This is a genomic window from Acinetobacter sp. C13, from assembly GCF_016809775.1.
Classification (GTDB): Bacteria; Pseudomonadota; Gammaproteobacteria; order Pseudomonadales; family Moraxellaceae; genus Acinetobacter; species Acinetobacter pittii.
The window spans coordinates 21,816-39,933 of the sequence record NZ_JAFBJL010000007.1 but is presented as its reverse complement, the minus strand read 5'-3'; the positions used below and the strand labels follow the sequence as shown (position 1 = coordinate 39,933).

Genomic DNA, 18,118 nt, shown 5'->3' with positions numbered 1-18,118 from the left:
AAGCCTTAAGCATTGGTTTTCCGGCTTTTTAGCTTTTCACGTATAAAGCCGATGATACCCGGTAAGACACTAATAATAATGATGCCAAAAATAAGATGAGTGAAGTTGTCTTTAACGATTGGCATATTTCCAAATAGATAGCCCAACGCCACAAAAGAAGCGACCCAACAAAATGCGCCAATCACATTATAAGTTAAGAAAAACTTATAGTTCATGCTACCAGCACCCGCAACAAAAGGGGCAAAAGTACGGGCAAATGGAACAAAGCGAGCAAAAATAATCGTCTTGCCACCATGACGAGCAAAGAATTCTTGAGTTTTAATTAAATGCTGCTTATTAATGAATCGTGAATTCATTTCAAATACACGTGGACCGATAAAACGACCAATATGGTAGTTCACTGTATCGCCTAAAACGGCAGCAATGAAGAGTAGAGCACCCAATAACCATGGATCCATCGCACCTGTAGATGCTGCTAAAGCACCAGCTGCAAATAGTAAACTATCTCCCGGTAAAAACGGCATAACCACTAAACCGGTTTCGACAAAGATAATTAAAAATAAAATGCCATAAATCCACGTCCCGTAATTTGTAATAAACTCGGCGAGATGTTGATCAACGTGTAGAATAAAATCAAGAAGTTCCATGAGATGATTAAGTGGTAAACCGTGCTCAAATCCTAGCAGTGACCCTATAGAAAGTCAGTATAAAACATCAAAAATATACAAATTGATCATCCTGTTTGTGCAACGATATATATGGATTTTGAGTATTTAATTATCAATGTCCCAAACCTAGAATGAGCTCATCAATAAATAAGCATTTAAATAAAGGTGGCAATATGTTTAATCCAAATGTAGTGGTCAAAAATATCGTAACGCAATCAGGTGCAGACAGTTTCATTAGCCTTATTGCGCGTCTTCTTATCGCCTATATCTTCCTTGTTGCAGGTTGGGGGAAAATTACCGGTTATGCAGCAACTGCTGGATATATGGAAGCAATGGGGGTTCCAGCAGGAATTCTTCCTTTAGTGATCTTGGTTGAGTTTGGTGGTGGTTTAGCCTTGTTATTTGGTTTCCAAGCACGCTTTGCGGCTTTTGGACTTGGGATCTTTAGTATTCTTACTGCATTTTTATTCCACCAAGGTGGTGCTGATGCAGCAGCGCAATATAACAATGGCATCCATTTCATGAAAAACCTTGCAATGGCAGGTGGTTTATTCTTCCTGATGCTTCATGGCGCTGGACGTATTAGTTTGGATCATGCAATCGAGAAATAATATTCAAGACAAAATAAAAACCGGATGATCAACTCATCCGGTTTTTTTATTTCTAGGGACGTAAAATTAGAGCATGAACTGAATTTGTAATTCCCCAACAACAAAACCAAGTACTGCACCTACTGCAATAAGTGCCCACTCATCTTCTTTAAACGCAGGGCGTAACATACCTTCAAATTCAGATGGTGTTAGTTTTTGCATACGTTCAATTAAAGTACTGCGAATATTCATAGCATCTTCTGCATAAGATTCTACGTATTTCATCGTCTCTGGAAGTCGTTGCATAATACGTTCAGCAACTTGTGATTTCATATTCTGATATTTTTCTCCGCCAATTGCATATACAACTAAAGGACGAATAACCCCAGCTTGCATATCAATTTCTTGTTTGACATGGCGGTTAACCAGATCAATAACACGCGCAGAATGTGTACCAGAAAATAATTCTTCCATCATATGACGAGAAGTCAGAAGCTGTTTAGAAATGAGCGCAGCATAGTCGGCGGCAACTTCATTTTGACGTTTAATAAACAAACCTTGCCACGTATAGCCCAATATTTTCTTAGGGTATAGTGGTCTAAACATCATTTGTAATGCAATCCAGTCACTGAAAAACCCCACAAAGCCGCCAAACATTGGCAGCATCCAAGGGTATTTACCTTGCGTGATAATCCAGCACAGCATCTGAATCACACCAATACCGAAGCCAAATACAAATCCGACATTACTAAAAAATTTAAATTCTTGTTTACCCACTCGTTTAAAAATATTGTTGAGTAGGCGTTTGTCTTTAAGCAAGTTGCTAATAACAAGATGTTTAATATCAAAATATCGGTTCACATCACGTTGTACTTCACTCATGATGTGTTCAACAATCTCGGGTGCTTTTGATTGCACACGACGAATGAGTCTTTGACGTGCAAACTCTGGCATGCCTTCCCATAATCCCGGCTGATACTCTTGCGCAACATCACGGGTAATATCTTCAGCTGCTGCAAGCAGTGGTTTTTCTATTTCTTTGGCAATACGTTTAGGATCTAGGCGTGCAAAAATTTCTTCAGGTTTAATGAGTTTGGCTGTCATGAGCTCAACAGCAATTGTTGCCATTTTCTCGGCTTTGCGTGGCACGATGCCTTGCCAACCTAGAAATGGTTTAATGCCTTTAAACTCAAGTGGTGAAAACATCATCTGAATGGCGATTACCTTGGTGATGTAGCCAATTAAACCACTCATAAAAGGAATAGAGATATACAACCAAAAATGTTGCTGGAAATCTGCAATCATAGTTTGAAGCATTGTTGTTCCTTAGATTTCTATTGATTTTGATAGGGGGCAACAAGCCATAAAAATGGATAATTGTTTAAGCACAGACAAATATCGCTTATGGTATCTACCTTTCCATGGTAATGCCTGTTTTATCGGCTCATCTTAACATCAAATTCAAGGTGATGTTGCATAGAATGTGATGAATTTATCAATACACATGGAGTTTTTAAGCGTAACCCATACAGTTGATAAATATAAGTAAATTTTGATTTATATCAAACAATCCAATTATAGAAATGATTCTGATATGAAAAAAATAAGATATATGATGATTTGCGGTGCGCCGAAGCGCGAAAAATGTTAAAATGGCGCGCTTAATTCTTTTGCCATTTAGTGGTTTGTCATGACTACCAATACTCAAATTACTGAAGATCGTATCCTGATTCTGGATTTCGGCTCTCAATATAGTCAGCTCATTGCACGTCGTGTACGTGAAGCTGGTGTTTACTCTGAAATGTATGCTTTTGATATGTCTGAAGAAGACATTCGTGCTTTTAAGCCAAATGGCATTATTTTGTCAGGTGGACCTGAGAGTGTGCATGAAGAAGGCAGCCCTCGCGCACCACAAGTAGTGTTTGAGTTAGGCGTTCCAGTATTGGGTATTTGCTATGGCTTGCAAACCATGTCTGAACAGTTAGGCGGTAAAGTTGAGCCGGGTACTGTACATGAGTTTGGTTATGCCGAAGTTGATATCGTTAAACGCGACCAACTGATTGGTAACTTACAAGACCGTGAAAACCAACTTCATGTTTGGATGAGTCATGGTGACAAAGTTAGCCAGATTCCAGAAGGCTTTACCATTACTGCAAGCACACCAAGCTGTCCAGTTGCTGCTGTAAGTGATGAAGCCCGTCGTTTCTATGGCGTGCAATTCCACCCAGAAGTAACACACACGGCAAAAGGTGAAGAGTTACTTGCAAACTTCGTTCATAAAATTTGTGGATGTGGTGGCCTTTGGACACCTGAACACATCATCGATTTACGTGTAGAACAATTACGTGAACAAATCGGTAATGAAAAAGTTCTTTTAGGCCTTTCAGGTGGTGTTGACTCATCTGTCGTTGCTGCGCTTTTACACAAAGCAATTGGCGACCAGCTAACATGTGTATTTGTTGATAACGGTTTACTTCGTTTAAACGAAGGTGACCAAGTGATGCAAATGTTTGCTGAAAACATGGGTATCCGTGTTATTCGTGCAGATGCTGAACAACGTTTCTTAACTGCATTGGCTGGTGAAGTTGATCCAGAGAAAAAACGTAAAATCATTGGCCGCGAGTTTATTGAAGTATTTGCTGAAGAAGCACGTAAACTTGATGGTGTGAAATTCTTGGCACAAGGTACGATTTACCCAGACGTAATCGAATCTGCTGCAAGCAAACAAGGTAAAGCACACGTAATTAAATCACACCACAACGTGGGTGGTTTACCAGAAGATTTAGCATTTGAATTGGTAGAACCTTTACGTGACTTGTTCAAAGATGAAGTTCGTAAATTAGGTACTACACTTGGCTTGCCACATAGCATGATTTACCGTCATCCATTCCCGGGCCCAGGTTTAGGTGTTCGTATTTTGGGTGAAGTGAAGAAAGAATATGCTGATATTCTTCGTCTTGCTGATGACATCTTCATGCAAGAGCTTCGTGACAGCGGTTGGTATGATAAAACTGCTCAAGCGTTTGCCGTATTCCAACCTGTTAAGTCAGTTGGTGTTGTAGGTGATGGTCGTCGTTATGCATGGGTAATTGCGCTTCGTGCAGTTGAAACGGTTGACTTTATGACAGCTCGTTTTGCACATTTACCATACGAATTGGTTGATAAAATCTCAACGCGTATTATGAATGAAATTAAAGATGTATCACGTGTTGTATACGACGTGTCATCTAAACCACCAGCAACGATTGAGTGGGAATAATTTTCCTCTAGTTGTTGTTAAAAAAGGACGCATTAGCGTCCTTTTTTATTACTTAACGATTTTAATAAGAGTAAATTTATTAGCTCAAGGAACTGTATATAGAGGGTTGAATATAATATTTTATAATTTTATATGCTGGATTGGTTTTATCTAATTTTAAGGTCTAAAGGTTATGCCCCTATTAAATGAAATAAGAGCAAAAATTGAAAGAGATTTCCATAGACAACTACCAGATATATATTTTGAATTATTAAAATTTTCAAATGGTTTTTTATTTGAAAGTGGCGTAGTTATTTATTCTTCTGATGAGGTTTTTGAAAGAAATCAAACTTTTGAAGTGCAAAAGTATGCTGGAGATTATTTAGCCATAGGTGATGATAGTGGTGGAATATCAATTCTTATACCATTTCTAGGGACAGGTGTTTTTGCCGTAGATCAAGGCAGCATGGATCCTAATGACATGAGTAAAATTAGTGATTCCTTAATGAACTGGTTTAAAGCTGGATGCCAAATTTAGCTTTTGGCAAATGAATTTTAAATAAGATAAATAAACCAAGGTTGGTTTATAAGAATGGTTTTTAAGAGTGCTTAAGCACTCTTTTTTATTACTTAGTGTTTAAAGAAAATAAAATTAATTTTAATAATTATCAAAGCAATAGTTTGGATTTTATTATTTTTTCTTGATAAAAGATATATTAAGATATATCTTAATAAGCATAAATTAAACAGATTCGAGAATCTTTAAAGATGAAACAACAATCAGAACATCATCATATTGAACACAATGAACATCATCGTTCGGGTCGCCGTGGAAGACTTTTTGAAGCGGGACGTATGAAACTTTTGGTACTTCATCTTATTCAGCAAAGTCCTAAGCATGGTTATGAAATCATTAAAGAAATAAGTGATTTGGTAGGCGATGGTTATACACCAAGCGCAGGAACAATTTATCCAACATTAACCAGTCTTGAAGAAATGAATTTGATTAATTTGCTGAATGTAGAGCGTAAGCAATATCAAATCACGGAATTTGGGAAAGCTTACTTAGCTGAACAACAAGACAAGTTGAAAGAGTTATTAGAAAAACTACGTTTAAGACGAGAAATCCACAGTAATGATGAATTAATCGAAATTCATCGTGCCATGGAAAACCTAAAAACAGCCTTGCGTTTGAAGCTGAACTCGGCAGGTTTACAGCAAGAGCAGATTTATCAAATTGCCGAAAAAATTGATCAGGCTGCTGTTGCGATTGGGCGGCTATAAATCGACCTTAAACAAGTTGAAATTTTTTCAAAGTTATTAATTTTAAGAGAGAATTTATATATGAAACAACATCAATATCATGTCACGGTACAACACTTAAAAAATGCAAAGGGAGAAGCCTCTACTTATACTGAACGCCTTGAGTTCTATGCGGGAAATCATGACGATATTTTTGAAATTGTTGAACGCTTAAAAAAAGCAGATTTTTTTGATGATGAAACAACAAAATCTTTTGGAGTTGGGCTAAAACTTTTTAGTGAGGTTATGCTTGAAAACCGTGACCACCCACTATTTCAAGAGTTTCTCCCACAATTTGGTCAATTTATGAAAAACCTAAAACAGCTCGTTAAAACTCAGTCATCTTAAGCTGCTCAATGCAGCTTTTATTTTTCTATAATTAAAAAATGGATTGTCTCATTCATAGCACCCTGTGTATTACTAAAAGACTATATTGAATAATGCGTGTATTGTTAAGATCATTACAACGACTCATTGCAAAAGCATAGGTAAAAGAGAGTAATATCATGAGCAATAATAATGATTACGATATTTCTGATTCAAAGGATTGCGAAAAATTTGCCAATCAGTTTATTCAGGAATTTCCAATTCGCTCTGCTGAAATTGGACAGGGGACAGTCATTAAGCGGGCTTTACCTAGCCGACAAAAACGAATGATTGGTGCGTGGTGTTTCCTAGATCATGCGGGCCCAGTAACTTTTCCGGCGGGTGATGGTTTAGATGTTGGTCCTCATCCTCATATTGGTTTGCAAACCTTCACGTGGATGATTGAAGGCACCATGATGCATACCGATAGTCTAGGCTCAAAACAACTGATTCGACCTAAACAAGTTAATTTAATGACGGCAGGTCACGGAATTTCACATACAGAAGTTGCACCTGATACAGAAACTCAAATGCATGCTGCTCAGCTCTGGATTGCTTTACCAGATGATAACCGCAACATGGATCCGAAATTTGAACATTATCCTGAACTGCCTGTGGTTGAGAAAGACGGTCTAGAATTTACCGTGCTTGTGGGTGAATATTTGGCAACTACTTCTCCAGTCTCGGTACATACGCCATTAGTGGGTGTTGACTTAATTGCTACTGAAGATACTAAAACCCGCATTCCATTAAATTCTGAGTTTGAATATGGTTTTATGGCATTAGATGGTGTTGCCCATGTGAATGGCCATGAGTTAACGGCTGACAACATGGTGGTATTAGATACGGGTCTTAGTGAAATTGAGATTGAAGTAAAAAAAGGCAATCGTATCCTTTTGATTGGCGGTGAACCGTTTGAAACACCAATTTTGCTATGGTGGAACTTTGTTGCACGTACAATGGATGATTTAAAAGAAGCCCGCGAGCAATGGATTAAGCATGATGCACGTTTTGGTGAAATTCCAGATTATGTTGGTGCACGTTTAGAAGCCCCTGTTCTTCCGGATCAAATGAGAGCATCAAAATGACAGCAGTAATCGCAAGCAGTAAAGCAAAGCCCCTTGCTGAACAATGGAAGGGCGAAATCACCAGTGGTCGTCACCAATATTTTTGTGATGAGCCAGAAAAGTTAGAAGGGCAAGATCAAGGCCCAGCGCCTTATGATTTGCTTACTGGAAGTTTAGCCGCGTGTACACTCATTACTTTAAGAATGTATGCGAAGCATAAAGGTTATGACTTTGGTGAGTTTTCGGTTGAAATCGATTTTCATACCAATAGAGAACATGAAGAACATATAGAACGTCGTATTGTTTTTAAAGACTTGCCAAACGAAGAGCTTCAACAAAAAATCTTAGCGGTATGCGGTAAAACCCCAGTCACTAAAACTTTGTTACGTAGTTTAGACATTCATACTGTGCTTGTTACAGCGTAAAAATGCTATTTTGTTAAGGTGGATGATTTTATATCCATCCCACAAATGGAATAAAACAGCATGTTCACATGCTGTTTTTTATGTAAAAAAGAAAAATAAAAGCAGGCAATAACATGATTAGTGTACACCACCTGGAATGTTCGCGATCGTTTCGAATTCTATGGGCTTTAGAAGAGTTGGGATTAGATTATGATATTCATTATTATCAACGTCTACCTAACTATTCCGCTCCAGAAACATTGAAATGTATTCATCCTTTAGGTAAAGCTCCGATTTTGACTGATGATGAACAAGTCATCGCAGAATCTGCTGTGATTTTAGAATATCTGCAGCAGCATTATGATCAAAAGCAACAATTTAAACCTACACAACCTCAAGATTTACAACAATATATTTACTGGATGCACTATGCTGAAGGTTCGCTTATGCCACTACTGGTCATGACTTTGGTCATGAATAATGTAAATAAGCATGTGCCATGGTTAATTCAGCCAGTAGCAAAAAAAATCACAGAAGGGGTGAAAGCAAATTTTGTTCGCCCGCGTATGAAAGATCATATTAGTTTTTTAGAAAACTATTTGGCAGAGCATGAATATTTTGCAGGTGACTTTTCCTTTGCTGATATTCAAATGAGTTTCCCTTTAGAGGCTTTGCAAACGCGTTTGCAAGGTAAGTATCCTCATATTCAGGCTTTTTTACATCGTATTCGGCGAAGGGTAGCGTTTCAAAAAGCGAAAAAAAAGGGAATTGGTTCTAATGAAAGGAATTGTGCTGATATTTAAAAGAAAAGGAACAAATATTTGTTCCTTTTTTATTTTCACTTTACTTGCGTTTGATCACAATAGAATCAATGCCGCTGTGTTGTAAGGTCTGCTGAGCAGCCAAGGCAGCGTCTTGAGTATCATACGGTCCGGAAATAACGCGATACCATGTTTGTCCGTTTTCAGTACTTTTGACTACGTCCGCAGATAAGCCATTTAAAATGATTTCTGCACGGCGGGCATCAGCCTGATCAGGATCGTTATAACTACGAACTTGTAAAATATATGTAGGTTGCTGAGGAGTTGTAGCTGACTGATTCGGGTCAATTCCTACACTTTCAGAGGCCGCTGGTTGAGTGGTACTTGGTGCCTCAACGATCATAGCAGTGCCTTGATTTTTGCTTTCAGGGATCGCTTGTTCAGGAATAGGGGTAACCTGTTGTTGAGGCAATAGGTCGTAGAAGCGATAGTCTTTATTAGTATCTTCTTCTTGATAATGTTCAGAAGTAATCTGATTTTTCGCAGGAACAGGTTGCCAAGGTTTCCAAAGCATAAGCATTACAGCGATGCATAAGACCGCCAAAATAGCGACAAGTGTCCCTAACCATTTGGGAATTAGGGGCTTTTTAGGCTTATTAGGTCTTTCAGATACACCGCGTTGCGTTTTGCCAAACACGTGGATTATTCCTCTGTATTTTGATTGTTTTTTAATTCGAGTTTGAGTCTCGTCTTACGATGCTAAAAACAGTGGTTTGTATCGATATTCTAACTATACAAACCACCGCTTACTATATATTGCATGACCTTTAATTTGCTGTCATGCAATATATTTATTACATAGATTCTGGTGCAGATACACCAAGTAATTCTAAACCATTACGAAGCACTTGTTGTACATTGATTGAAAGCAATAAACGGGCTTGTGTAAGCTCTGCATCATCGCTTAATACTTTATGTTCATTGTACCAACCGTGGAACAGGGCAGCTAACTCTTTTAAGTAGTTACCAACCTGATGAGGTTCATATGCATTTGCAGCACGTAATACTGCATCTGGGTATGCTGCCAGTTTAGCAAGAATCTCAGTTTCTGCATCAAGAGACAAGCGAGCTGCATGTGGACGAGCAGCGTTTACATCGAATTGTAAATCTGTGCTTGTTGCTTTTTCTAACATACGACAAATACGTGCGTGTGCATATTGAATATAGTACACAGCATTGTCTTTACTTTGTGAAACAGCAAGGTCAAGATCAAAGTCGATGTGTTGTTCACTTTTACGCATTACGTAGTAGAAACGAGCTGCGTCATTGCCTACTTCTTTACGTAAGTCACGTAAAGTCACGAATTGACCTGAACGAGAAGACATTTGAACCATCTCGCCACCACGCCATAAACTTACGAACTGAACTAAAAGAACAGTCAATTTCTTAGAGTCGTAACCCATTGCATCAATCGCCGCTTTTACGCGAGAAATATAGCCATGGTGGTCAGAACCCCAAATATCGATTAGGTCAGTATAACCACGTTGTAGTTTATTTAAGTGGTATGCAATGTCAGATGCAAAGTAAGTCGTTTGGCCATTACGACGCTTAACAACACGGTCTTTTTCATCACCAAATTCAGTCGACTTGAACCAGATGTTGCCATCTTTTTCATAAAGGAAGCCACGTTGATCAAGTGTTTCTAAAGCTTCATCAATTTTTGCACTAAGAGATGCTTCACTAAACCATTGGTTGAACGTTACACCAAAGTCAGCAAGGTCATCTTTAATATCATCTAAAATGGCGTGAAGAGCAGCTTGGTGGAATACACGGTAGCCTTCACCTAATAATTGTTGTGAGTTGGCAATAAGTCCATCAATATGCTTTTCTTTATCGCCAGATAAAACGACTTTGTTACCTTCGCTATCTAGCTCTTCAGCATATTGCACATCTTCTGGTACATCTTTATAAACATTCGCAACTTCACGAACGTAAGCGTCGCCATCTTTATTAATAATGCCTTGTGCGATTTCTTTAACGTAATCGCCTTGATATGCATTTTTAGGGAATACAAGGTTTTGTCCAAGTAGTTCCAAATAACGTAAATAAGTAGAAGTCGCCAAAATATCCATTTGACGGCCAGCATCATTCACGTAGTACTCACGGTCAACTTTAGCACCCGTTGCTTCAAGTAAATTAGCAACAGTCATACCGTATGCCGCACCACGTCCATGACCTACGTGTAGGCTAGACGTAGGGTTTGCAGAAACAAATTCGACTTGAATCTTTTTCGCTGCATTTGCTTGGCTACGACCAAAAATTTCTTTTTGTGCTTGAATTTGATCAAGAATAGCAAAACGCTGGTCTGCATTTAAAAAGAAGTTAATAAATCCGGGTCCTGCGATTTCAGCTTTACTGATATCTGCCACTTCTGGTAATGCAGCTAGAACTTTCTCAGCTAAATCGCGTGGTTTCATACCAGCAGCTTTCGAGCCGATCATGGCAATATTAGAAGCAAAGTCGCCATGGCTTCGGTCTTTGGTGCGTGTTAAATTGCTTGTGTTTTTCCAGTCGGAAGGAAGCACCCCTTCTTGTTGAAGAGTTTGCACTGCATGGTCGAGAGCTGCTTGTATTGCCGTATTCATATCAATCGAAAATAGATGTCGCAGAAAAACGTCAAATATAGCAAATTTCCGATGACTTAGGGGAGGGGATTTAATATTCCAATAATTCTTTATGCAAATTACTGATGATTATTTTTTATATGAATGTTGGTTGATGAATCGCCTTACTATTCTGAAAATAAAGAATTACAAGCCTTTTGGGTAGTTTTGATGAGTAAATTAAGTGTTTAATTTAATATTATTTCCTGAGGAAATACCTGTTGCCACTAACTCATATAATTATGGCTTTTAAAATTGAGAAAATAAAAGAGGTTTTTAAAATTATAAAAATATTAAAATACTGATTTATATTAATTATTTTTAAACATGTTGTAACTAAATAGTGTTTAATTTTAACATCACGGTTTAAAATATCTATTTTGATCGAATTAGGCTTAAGCTTATACGCACAAAGAGTTTTAGAGACCATACAAAACGTGTTTTTCTCTACTCTAAGCTGGAAAATGAGATAGGCAATGATATCAGGACACCCAAGTAAACATCCCCTTTATATTCCATATGCAGGTTTTACACTTTTAGAGTTACCACTCTTAAATAAAGGTTCGGCTTTCACTGAAGAAGAAAGAAGTAACTTTAACTTACACGGTTTACTCCCCCATATTATTGAAACTATTGAAGAGCAGAGCCAGCGCTCTTATCAGCAATATTGCGCTTTTACTGATGATATCAATCGACATATCTATTTGCGTAATATCCAAGATACTAATGAAACCTTGTTCTATCATCTAATCGAAAATCATCTTGAAGAAATGATGCCGATTATTTACACCCCAACAGTAGGTGAGGCATGTCAGCGTTTCTCTGATATCTATCGTCGTCATCGTGGTGTTTTCATTTCATATCCAGATCGTGATGTGATTGATGATATTTTGCAGAACGTAAATAAAAATAATGTAAAAGTCATCGTGATTACTGATGGTGAACGTATCCTAGGTCTTGGTGACCAAGGTATTGGCGGAATGGGGATTCCTATTGGAAAACTTTCACTTTACACCGCTTGTGGTGGGATTAGTCCAGCTTATACATTACCAATCACAATTGATGTGGGGACGAATAATCCACAATTGTTAAATGATCCGATCTATATGGGTTGGCGTCAGCCACGTATTAGTGGCGATGAATATTACGCATTTGTCGATATGGTGATTGAGGCTGTGAAGCGTCGTTGGCCAAAAGCGTTAATTCAGTTTGAAGATTTCGCACAAAAAAATGCGATGCCGCTTTTAGAAAAGTATCGAGATAAAATTTGTTGTTTTAACGATGATATTCAAGGAACAGCAGCGGTATCTGTAGGTAGTTTGATTGCTGCAAGTCGTGCAGCAGGCAAGCAATTAAAAGATCAAACAATTGCTTTCTTAGGCGCGGGTTCTGCGGGATGCGGTATTGCGGAACAAATTATTGCTCAAATGGTTGCTGAAGGTCTGACTGATTCTGAAGCGCGTGCTCGCGTTTATATGGTAGACCGTTTTGGTTTGATCACTGAGAATCAGCCAAACTTGCTCGACTTCCAACGTAAGTTAGCACAAAAAGCTGAGGTGGTTGATCAGTGGGGCAATATTGAAGAAGTGATTTCACTACTTGATGTTGTTAAAAATGCGAAGCCTACAGTGTTAATTGGCGTTTCTGGTCAGCCAGGCTTGTTCACAGAAGAAATCATTAAGACCATGGCGGCGAATTGTGAACGCCCAATTGTCATGCCATTGTCTAACCCAACTTCACGTGTTGAGGCTGTGCCAGCAGATATTGTAGAGTGGACTGAAGGTAGAGCGTTAATTGCAACAGGTAGCCCGTTTGCTCCTGTGAATCATCATGGCAAGCTTTATAATATTTCTCAGTGTAATAACTCGTACATTTTCCCGGGCATTGGGCTGGGTGTGGTGGCATCGGGTGCTAAACGCGTTACTGAAAATATGTTAATGGCTTCAAGTAGTGCTTTAGCGAATTGCTCGCCATTACTAAAAGATCCGCAAGCTGATTTATTGCCACCTTTGGGTGAAATTCAGCAAGTCTCTAAAGTGATTGCATTTGAAGTTGCCAAAGCTGCAATGGCAGATGGCGTGGCAGTAACGATTAGTGATGATTTGCTACAGCAAAAAATAGATCAATCATTCTGGAAGCCAGAATACCGTAAATATAAGCGTATTCCTTTCTAAGATTGAGAACGTAAAAAGAGGAGCTTAAGCTCCTCTTTTTTATTTTAGTCTTCTAAAACTTCTTCTAGTAATTCTTCACTTGGTGCAAAGTAATATGCGCCGTCTAGTGGTGTCACGAAATGCAATAAGCGGTCATGGATACCATCTCCACTTGTACCAAACATACGCTTTAACATGGCATCAATAATGCTCAGGTCTTTAGTATAAGCAATGAAGAATAAGCCTTGATCGCCTCGGCCGTCGCCATAAGGCAGACTATGACGCAAGATTTCCATTTCTTCGCCTTCGTCATCTTCAACGACAGTACGGGCAACATGGGCATTTTCTGGTTTAACGTCATCATCAAGTTCAATTGACTCAAGCTTAGTACGACCCATGACATTTTCTTGAGCATCAACTTTTAGTTTTTTCCATTTTTCTAAGTCGTGTGCATAGCGCTGTGCAAATATGAAACTACCATCTGCAAATACTCCAGCACTTTCTGGGAGTAGGGCTGTTTCCGCGCGGTCATCTGGAAATTGAGGGTTTTCAGTACCATCTATAAAGCCAGTAATATCGCGACCATCGAAATAACGGAAGCAAACACGCTCATCAAGAACTTCAACTTTATCTTTAATACCTTCAAAAAATGCTTGGCTTAATGCAAAACAAATATCAGAACGCATACTAGCAATATGGATGAGGACATCAGCGGGAACGGCTGGCATGTTGAACGCTCCGTTTTCTGGTTCAAGTTGTTTAAAGCCAGCAGGAGATTGACTGTAAAGTTGCTTCCAAAGTTCTGGACCAAAAGCGACTGCTGTTTTAATTTGCGCGTCTGAATGCTGAGTAATGAGACGGTCGCGTGTTTCAAACAACGCTTCGAGTTGTTCTTTTAATTCATCAATTGATAAGTCTTTTAAACGAAGAACAATAAATCGGGCATGATCTGATGGCAACGGCAAAATGACAGATTGAGCAGTCATTGGAAGGTATCTCCTCAATTATAATTTAGTATGAGCTTTAATTATTGTGCCTGATGCGAAGAGCGGTTAGTAGTCTATTTCTTGATTTTATTGTTTGAATTCTCATCAAGATAGTTTTATAAAACAGTATAATTCCACTTTTATTGTCTATTTTTACTATGTCTTTGCAAGTTTGGTTTGCCTATATGTTGGCCTGTTGGGTCATTAGTATCTCTCCAGGTGCGGGAGCTATTGCCTCAATGTCGAGTGGTCTAAACTATGGATTTAGACATGGTTATTGGAATGCAATCGGTTTGCAAGTTGCCTTAGTGCTTCAAATTATGGTGGTGGCAGCAGGTGTCGGGGTCTTATTTGCCACAACTCCTTTAGCTTTTCAGGCCGTTAAGTGGTTTGGTGTAGCTTATTTATTGTATTTGGCTTATTTACAGTGGACAGCACCTGTAAAAGATATAGAAATTCAACAAGAAAAAAGAGATAAATCTGCTTTAGCTCTGCTATTAAATGGTTTTGTGGTTAATATTAGCAATCCTAAAGCAATCGTATTTTTATTGGCGGTTTTACCGCAGTTCTTAGATTTAAGTAAGCCTCAATGGATACAATATCTAATTATGGCGGCTACTATGATTACGATCGATTTGATTGTAATGGCTGGATATACGGGGCTGGCATCCAAGGTTTTAAGATTACTTCGATCCCCTAGACAGCAAAAATATTTAAATCGGGGCTTTGCTGTGATGTTTAGCTGTGCGGCTTTATTATTGAGCACAGTTCATCAGGCGTCCTAACTTAGGCCGCCTGCGTCTGATTTTTTAATTTTTGAGTTATAAAAATAACAGCAAAACTTAATGCCATACATAAAACAATACTAAGACCTGTAGAGATATTAAGTGCTGCACTTGACCATAAACCGACACTAACACCAAGCTGGGCTAGCACGAATGCCCAAATAACCATTTGCTTTGGTGAGTTTGCTAGTAGGCGAGCGCTTAAAGCTGGTATTACGAGTAATGCACCCATTAGCAAAGAACCTACAGCACGCAAAGCTAAAACTGTAAATAAAGCCAATAACAGCATAAAAATAAGGCGTTGCCAGTTTGCATTCACCCCTTCACTAATTGCGATATCCGGATCAATTGCAAACTGTATTTGTGGCTGCCAAAAACGGTAAAGAATTACGAGTGATATCGCAATAATTAAAGTGAAAACAGGAAGATCTGGCCAATCAATACTAAGCAAATCACCAAATAAATAACTTAAAAGCTCGGGTCTTAAACTTGGAACATGTTGAATAAACAACAGGCCACTACAGAGTAATGTTGCTGAACATAAGGCTAGCAGAGCATCATTGGGTAAACGGTTGTCATGTAAAGCCCATAAAACGCCTACCAGTAAAACCGCTGTACCTGCAACACCAAGCCATAATGGAAGACTTAAGGCTCCCGCAATAGCTACCCCAAGTAGTGTTCCGTGCGCCATCGTGTCAGCAAAAAAAGACATGCGTCTCCAAAGCATTAAACAGCCCAGAGGTGCAGTTAAAAATACTAGCAGAGATCCCATAATCCATGCGGGTAACAATAATTGTAACCATTCCATCATGGCTTAAGCTTCCGGTTCTGGGTGAATGTGAGGGCGGTCATTATGAGGGCAAGGGTGTGCAGCATCACCGTGAGCACAATGGTCATGATGATGTTGATAGAAAACCCTTTGAGTTCCAAATATTGCCTGATATTCAGGATGTTGTTGAATATTCTCGGGTAGTCCACTACAGCAAATATGTTTATTTAAACACACTACACGGTGTGTTCCTTGCATCACCCATTGTAAGTCATGAGAAACAATTAAGATCGCGCAACCATATCGTTCTGGCAGACTGCGAACATAATCATAAAGTTCCGCTTCTGACTGAATATCTAAACCTTGCATGGGTTCATCAAGAACTAAAATATCTGGCTGACGAAGCAGTGCACGAGCCAATAGTACTCTTTGGCGTTCTCCACCTGAAAGTTGTTGTACTTTTGATTGTTGTAACTTTGAAATACCTGTGTCTTGAATAATTTCCTGACGCAGGGCAGGGCTGCATTTTTCTAAATCAAGAAGATCCTGAACACGTAAAGGAAGGCTGTGAGAAGGATTAAACTTTTGTGGCACATAAGCCATTTTAAGTTTTTTATGATTAATAACACGCCCGCTACTTGGCTGAAGAATACCGAGTAGAACTTTAATCAGTGTTGATTTGCCTGCACCATTGGGTCCAATTAAAGACACAATTTCATTTTGATGTAGGGCAAAATCAACTTTCTTTAATATATCCCGATCATCACGATGAACAGAAACCTGCTCAAGCTGAATTAATACAGGATTTAAGGAGTTGTGCGGCACTGTTGGCATTTCCCCGAAATTTCAATAATGCTGTGTTGAGCCACGAAGTCATCTGAAGCTGCAAGCTGGTCAAGCTGGTGTGTGAGGCCTTGAGAAGAAGCTTCTTTAACCATATGACATTCGGTACAAATCAGGAATGCTGCTTGATGGCCCTCACGCGGGTGGCAGCAAGGAATATACGCATTAATAGAAGTTAGGCGGTGGATGAGACCTTTTTCTAATAAGAAATCTAAAGTTCTATATACAGTTGGAGGCGCAGCAGGGCGATCAGTTTGACTTTTTATACGTGCCAATAAGTCATAGGCACCCATTGGACCCGATGCATTTAAAATGAGTTCCAGAACTTCTTTGCGCAAAGGTGTAAGGCGTGCGCCAGTCGCAGAACATAAACTTTCTGCTTCAGCTAAACGGCTTGCGACATTATGGTGATCATGCACACCATGCAAAGAATCATGATGTTCATGCGAGCAGGAACTCATAGGGATAACCTCGAATTTTTAACGGAATATTAGCATGAAGCGATGCTTCATTCGATTAATCTTAGGTATTTTTGTAACTTTGTTATATTATAACATGCTTCGAGCTAATTTAAATTGATGGTCTGTCATGTTCCGTTTTTTTGTTTTCAGTATGTTCTCTCTTTTGAGTACGTTAGGGTGGAGTCAGGGTTTGGTGGTTTCTACGCACCCGATTTATCTGATTGCAAAAGAAGTCACTCAAGGGGTTGAAGAACCACAACTCTTATTAAAGGGACAAACTGGGCATGACGTACAATTAACCCCAGCGCATCGTAAAGCAATTAATGATGCTTCTTTGGTGATTTGGTTGGGTAAGGCCCATGAAGCACCTCTAAATAAATTACTAGGTAATAATAAGAAAGCAATTGCCTTATTAGATAGTGGCATCGTTTCTGTTTTGCCTCAGCGCAGTACACGTGGTGCAGCTTTACCTAACACAATAGATACCCATGTTTGGTTAGAGCCAAACAATGCGGTTCGAATTGGCTTTTTTATTGCTGCTTTGCGCTCTCAGCAACACCCTGAAAATAAGGCAAAGTACTGGAATAACGCCAATGTGTTTGCTCGTAAAATGTTGCAGGCGGCACAAGCTTACGATAGTTCAAGTAATGGCAAACCGTATTGGGCATATCATGATGCCTATCAATATTTAGAACGCTCACTAAACTTAAAGTTCGCTGGTGCTTTAACAGATGATCCTCACGTTGCACCAACAGCAGCTCAAATTAAGTATCTTAATGATAGTCGACCAAAAAATCAGATGTGTTTGTTGGCAGAGAGTTTTACCACTAAGAGTCAATATCAAAAATTAGGTAACATTACTTTTCAACCAGTAGACGAGAGCATGAATAATGAGGATGATTTCGTCACTGCATGGAAGAAACTGGCAATAAAAACTGATAAATGTGTATTAAGTACGCAAAAGTAAGATAAAAAGTAAACAAAGGCTGACTGTAGCGTCAGCACCACCTGTCATGAAAAACCCCGACTAAAGTCGGGAAAAGATTGCATGTTCAGGGGTGT

At 39.0% G+C, this 18,118-nt stretch carries 19 protein-coding genes; 11 read left to right on the top strand and 8 right to left on the bottom strand.

What is annotated here, in order from left to right; translation table 11 throughout:
- Positions 1-5: 5 nt before the first annotated feature.
- Complete coding sequence (locus JGE69_RS16440; RefSeq protein ID WP_005071971.1) at positions 6-647, bottom strand: DedA family protein; 642 nt, start codon at positions 645-647, stop codon at positions 6-8.
- Between the two features lie 194 nt (positions 648-841).
- On the opposite strand from JGE69_RS16440, the gene JGE69_RS16435 reads away from it, so the two are divergent.
- Positions 842-1,279 (top strand): DoxX family protein, encoded by a 438-nt coding sequence (locus JGE69_RS16435; RefSeq protein WP_004795325.1) that lies wholly within the window; start codon positions 842-844, stop codon positions 1,277-1,279.
- Between the two features lie 66 nt (positions 1,280-1,345).
- Here JGE69_RS16435 and JGE69_RS16430 read toward each other — a convergent pair whose 3' ends face one another.
- Positions 1,346-2,563: a DUF445 domain-containing protein gene (locus JGE69_RS16430; protein WP_199114070.1), complete on the bottom strand. Its 1,218-nt coding sequence runs from the start codon at positions 2,561-2,563 to the stop codon at positions 1,346-1,348.
- Between the two features lie 385 nt (positions 2,564-2,948).
- Between JGE69_RS16430 and guaA the strand changes: the two genes are divergently transcribed.
- The 7 genes from guaA to JGE69_RS16395 all read left to right on the top strand — a co-directional run bounded on the left by guaA (position 2,949) and on the right by JGE69_RS16395 (position 8,438).
- Positions 2,949-4,517, top strand: coding sequence for a glutamine-hydrolyzing GMP synthase (guaA, locus tag JGE69_RS16425; protein WP_002114136.1), 1,569 nt, complete (start codon positions 2,949-2,951; stop codon positions 4,515-4,517).
- Between the two features lie 172 nt (positions 4,518-4,689).
- Positions 4,690-5,034, top strand: a complete 345-nt coding sequence (locus JGE69_RS16420) for an SMI1/KNR4 family protein (RefSeq protein WP_060466363.1) — start codon at positions 4,690-4,692, stop codon at positions 5,032-5,034.
- Between the two features lie 230 nt (positions 5,035-5,264).
- A complete protein-coding gene (locus tag JGE69_RS16415; protein ID WP_033851010.1) occupies positions 5,265-5,780 on the top strand; it encodes a PadR family transcriptional regulator in 516 nt (171 codons plus the stop codon).
- A 60-nt stretch (positions 5,781-5,840) separates the two neighbouring features.
- Positions 5,841-6,146 (top strand): DUF3861 domain-containing protein, encoded by a 306-nt coding sequence (locus tag JGE69_RS16410; protein WP_002114086.1) that lies wholly within the window; start codon positions 5,841-5,843, stop codon positions 6,144-6,146.
- Positions 6,147-6,304: 158 nt separating this feature from the next.
- A complete protein-coding gene (locus JGE69_RS16405; RefSeq protein ID WP_199114061.1) occupies positions 6,305-7,252 on the top strand; it encodes a pirin family protein in 948 nt (315 codons plus the stop codon).
- Complete coding sequence (locus tag JGE69_RS16400; protein ID WP_002114081.1) at positions 7,249-7,656, top strand: OsmC family protein; 408 nt, start codon at positions 7,249-7,251, stop codon at positions 7,654-7,656. The genes JGE69_RS16405 and JGE69_RS16400 overlap by 4 nt, the downstream gene beginning before the upstream one ends.
- Before the next feature lie 113 nt (positions 7,657-7,769).
- Complete coding sequence (locus JGE69_RS16395) at positions 7,770-8,438, top strand: glutathione S-transferase (protein WP_025466580.1); 669 nt, start codon at positions 7,770-7,772, stop codon at positions 8,436-8,438.
- Between the two features lie 40 nt (positions 8,439-8,478).
- Here JGE69_RS16395 and JGE69_RS16390 read toward each other — a convergent pair whose 3' ends face one another.
- Together JGE69_RS16390 and argS are read right to left on the bottom strand one after the other, a co-directional pair.
- Positions 8,479-9,093, bottom strand: a complete 615-nt coding sequence (locus JGE69_RS16390; RefSeq protein WP_005804763.1) for an SPOR domain-containing protein — start codon at positions 9,091-9,093, stop codon at positions 8,479-8,481.
- 157 nt (positions 9,094-9,250) lie between these two features.
- Positions 9,251-11,041 carry an arginine--tRNA ligase gene (argS, locus tag JGE69_RS16385; RefSeq protein ID WP_199114062.1) on the bottom strand — a complete coding sequence of 597 codons (1,791 nt, stop codon included), beginning with the start codon at positions 11,039-11,041 and terminating at the stop codon, positions 9,251-9,253.
- Positions 11,042-11,535: 494 nt separating this feature from the next.
- On the opposite strand from argS, the gene JGE69_RS16380 reads away from it, so the two are divergent.
- The gene (locus tag JGE69_RS16380) at positions 11,536-13,233 is read left to right on the top strand and encodes an NAD-dependent malic enzyme (RefSeq protein WP_005079543.1); all 1,698 of its coding nucleotides are present in this window, start codon (positions 11,536-11,538) and stop codon (positions 13,231-13,233) included.
- Positions 13,234-13,277: 44 nt separating this feature from the next.
- Here the strand turns inward: JGE69_RS16380 and JGE69_RS16375 are convergent, their stop codons facing one another.
- Complete coding sequence (locus JGE69_RS16375) at positions 13,278-14,198, bottom strand: Dyp-type peroxidase (protein WP_014208122.1); 921 nt, start codon at positions 14,196-14,198, stop codon at positions 13,278-13,280.
- Positions 14,199-14,356: 158 nt separating this feature from the next.
- Here JGE69_RS16375 and JGE69_RS16370 point away from each other — a divergent pair, with 158 nt between their 5' ends.
- A complete protein-coding gene (locus JGE69_RS16370) occupies positions 14,357-14,983 on the top strand; it encodes a LysE family transporter (RefSeq protein WP_005804759.1) in 627 nt (208 codons plus the stop codon).
- A 1-nt stretch (position 14,984) separates the two neighbouring features.
- On the opposite strand, the gene znuB is transcribed toward JGE69_RS16370, so the two are convergent.
- From znuB to JGE69_RS16355, 3 genes are read right to left on the bottom strand one after another with little or no spacing between them, the layout of a single operon-like run.
- On the bottom strand, positions 14,985-15,794 hold the full coding sequence (gene znuB, locus JGE69_RS16365; RefSeq protein ID WP_044102531.1) for a zinc ABC transporter permease subunit ZnuB: 810 nt from the start codon (positions 15,792-15,794) through the stop codon (positions 14,985-14,987).
- A 3-nt stretch (positions 15,795-15,797) separates the two neighbouring features.
- The gene (gene znuC / locus JGE69_RS16360) at positions 15,798-16,586 is read right to left on the bottom strand and encodes a zinc ABC transporter ATP-binding protein ZnuC (protein ID WP_014208124.1); all 789 of its coding nucleotides are present in this window, start codon (positions 16,584-16,586) and stop codon (positions 15,798-15,800) included.
- On the bottom strand, positions 16,559-17,056 hold the full coding sequence (locus JGE69_RS16355) for a transcriptional repressor (protein ID WP_002114130.1): 498 nt from the start codon (positions 17,054-17,056) through the stop codon (positions 16,559-16,561). The genes znuC and JGE69_RS16355 overlap by 28 nt, the downstream gene beginning before the upstream one ends.
- A 127-nt stretch (positions 17,057-17,183) precedes the next feature.
- Between JGE69_RS16355 and JGE69_RS16350 the strand changes: the two genes are divergently transcribed.
- On the top strand, positions 17,184-18,023 hold the full coding sequence (locus JGE69_RS16350) for a metal ABC transporter solute-binding protein, Zn/Mn family (protein WP_032013085.1): 840 nt from the start codon (positions 17,184-17,186) through the stop codon (positions 18,021-18,023).
- Positions 18,024-18,118: the final 95 nt, after the last annotated feature.

Coding starts and splice junctions, on each gene's coding strand:
- JGE69_RS16395 (WP_025466580.1), top strand. CDS start 7,770: ATGATTAGTGTACACCACCTGGAATGTTCGCGATCGTTTCGAATTCTA.
- JGE69_RS16375 (WP_014208122.1), bottom strand. CDS start 14,198: ATGACTGCTCAATCTGTCATTTTGCCGTTGCCATCAGATCATGCCCGA.
- JGE69_RS16350 (WP_032013085.1), top strand. CDS start 17,184: ATGTTCCGTTTTTTTGTTTTCAGTATGTTCTCTCTTTTGAGTACGTTA.
- znuC (WP_014208124.1), bottom strand. CDS start 16,586: ATGCCAACAGTGCCGCACAACTCCTTAAATCCTGTATTAATTCAGCTT.
- JGE69_RS16430 (WP_199114070.1), bottom strand. CDS start 2,563: ATGATTGCAGATTTCCAGCAACATTTTTGGTTGTATATCTCTATTCCT.
- JGE69_RS16435 (WP_004795325.1), top strand. CDS start 842: ATGTTTAATCCAAATGTAGTGGTCAAAAATATCGTAACGCAATCAGGT.
- JGE69_RS16370 (WP_005804759.1), top strand. CDS start 14,357: ATGTCTTTGCAAGTTTGGTTTGCCTATATGTTGGCCTGTTGGGTCATT.
- argS (WP_199114062.1), bottom strand. CDS start 11,041: ATGAATACGGCAATACAAGCAGCTCTCGACCATGCAGTGCAAACTCTT.
- JGE69_RS16415 (WP_033851010.1), top strand. CDS start 5,265: ATGAAACAACAATCAGAACATCATCATATTGAACACAATGAACATCAT.
- guaA (WP_002114136.1), top strand. CDS start 2,949: ATGACTACCAATACTCAAATTACTGAAGATCGTATCCTGATTCTGGAT.
- JGE69_RS16380 (WP_005079543.1), top strand. CDS start 11,536: ATGATATCAGGACACCCAAGTAAACATCCCCTTTATATTCCATATGCA.
- JGE69_RS16420 (WP_060466363.1), top strand. CDS start 4,690: ATGCCCCTATTAAATGAAATAAGAGCAAAAATTGAAAGAGATTTCCAT.
- JGE69_RS16440 (WP_005071971.1), bottom strand. CDS start 647: ATGGAACTTCTTGATTTTATTCTACACGTTGATCAACATCTCGCCGAG.
- znuB (WP_044102531.1), bottom strand. CDS start 15,794: ATGATGGAATGGTTACAATTATTGTTACCCGCATGGATTATGGGATCT.
- JGE69_RS16410 (WP_002114086.1), top strand. CDS start 5,841: ATGAAACAACATCAATATCATGTCACGGTACAACACTTAAAAAATGCA.
- JGE69_RS16355 (WP_002114130.1), bottom strand. CDS start 17,056: ATGAGTTCCTGCTCGCATGAACATCATGATTCTTTGCATGGTGTGCAT.
- JGE69_RS16405 (WP_199114061.1), top strand. CDS start 6,305: ATGAGCAATAATAATGATTACGATATTTCTGATTCAAAGGATTGCGAA.
- JGE69_RS16400 (WP_002114081.1), top strand. CDS start 7,249: ATGACAGCAGTAATCGCAAGCAGTAAAGCAAAGCCCCTTGCTGAACAA.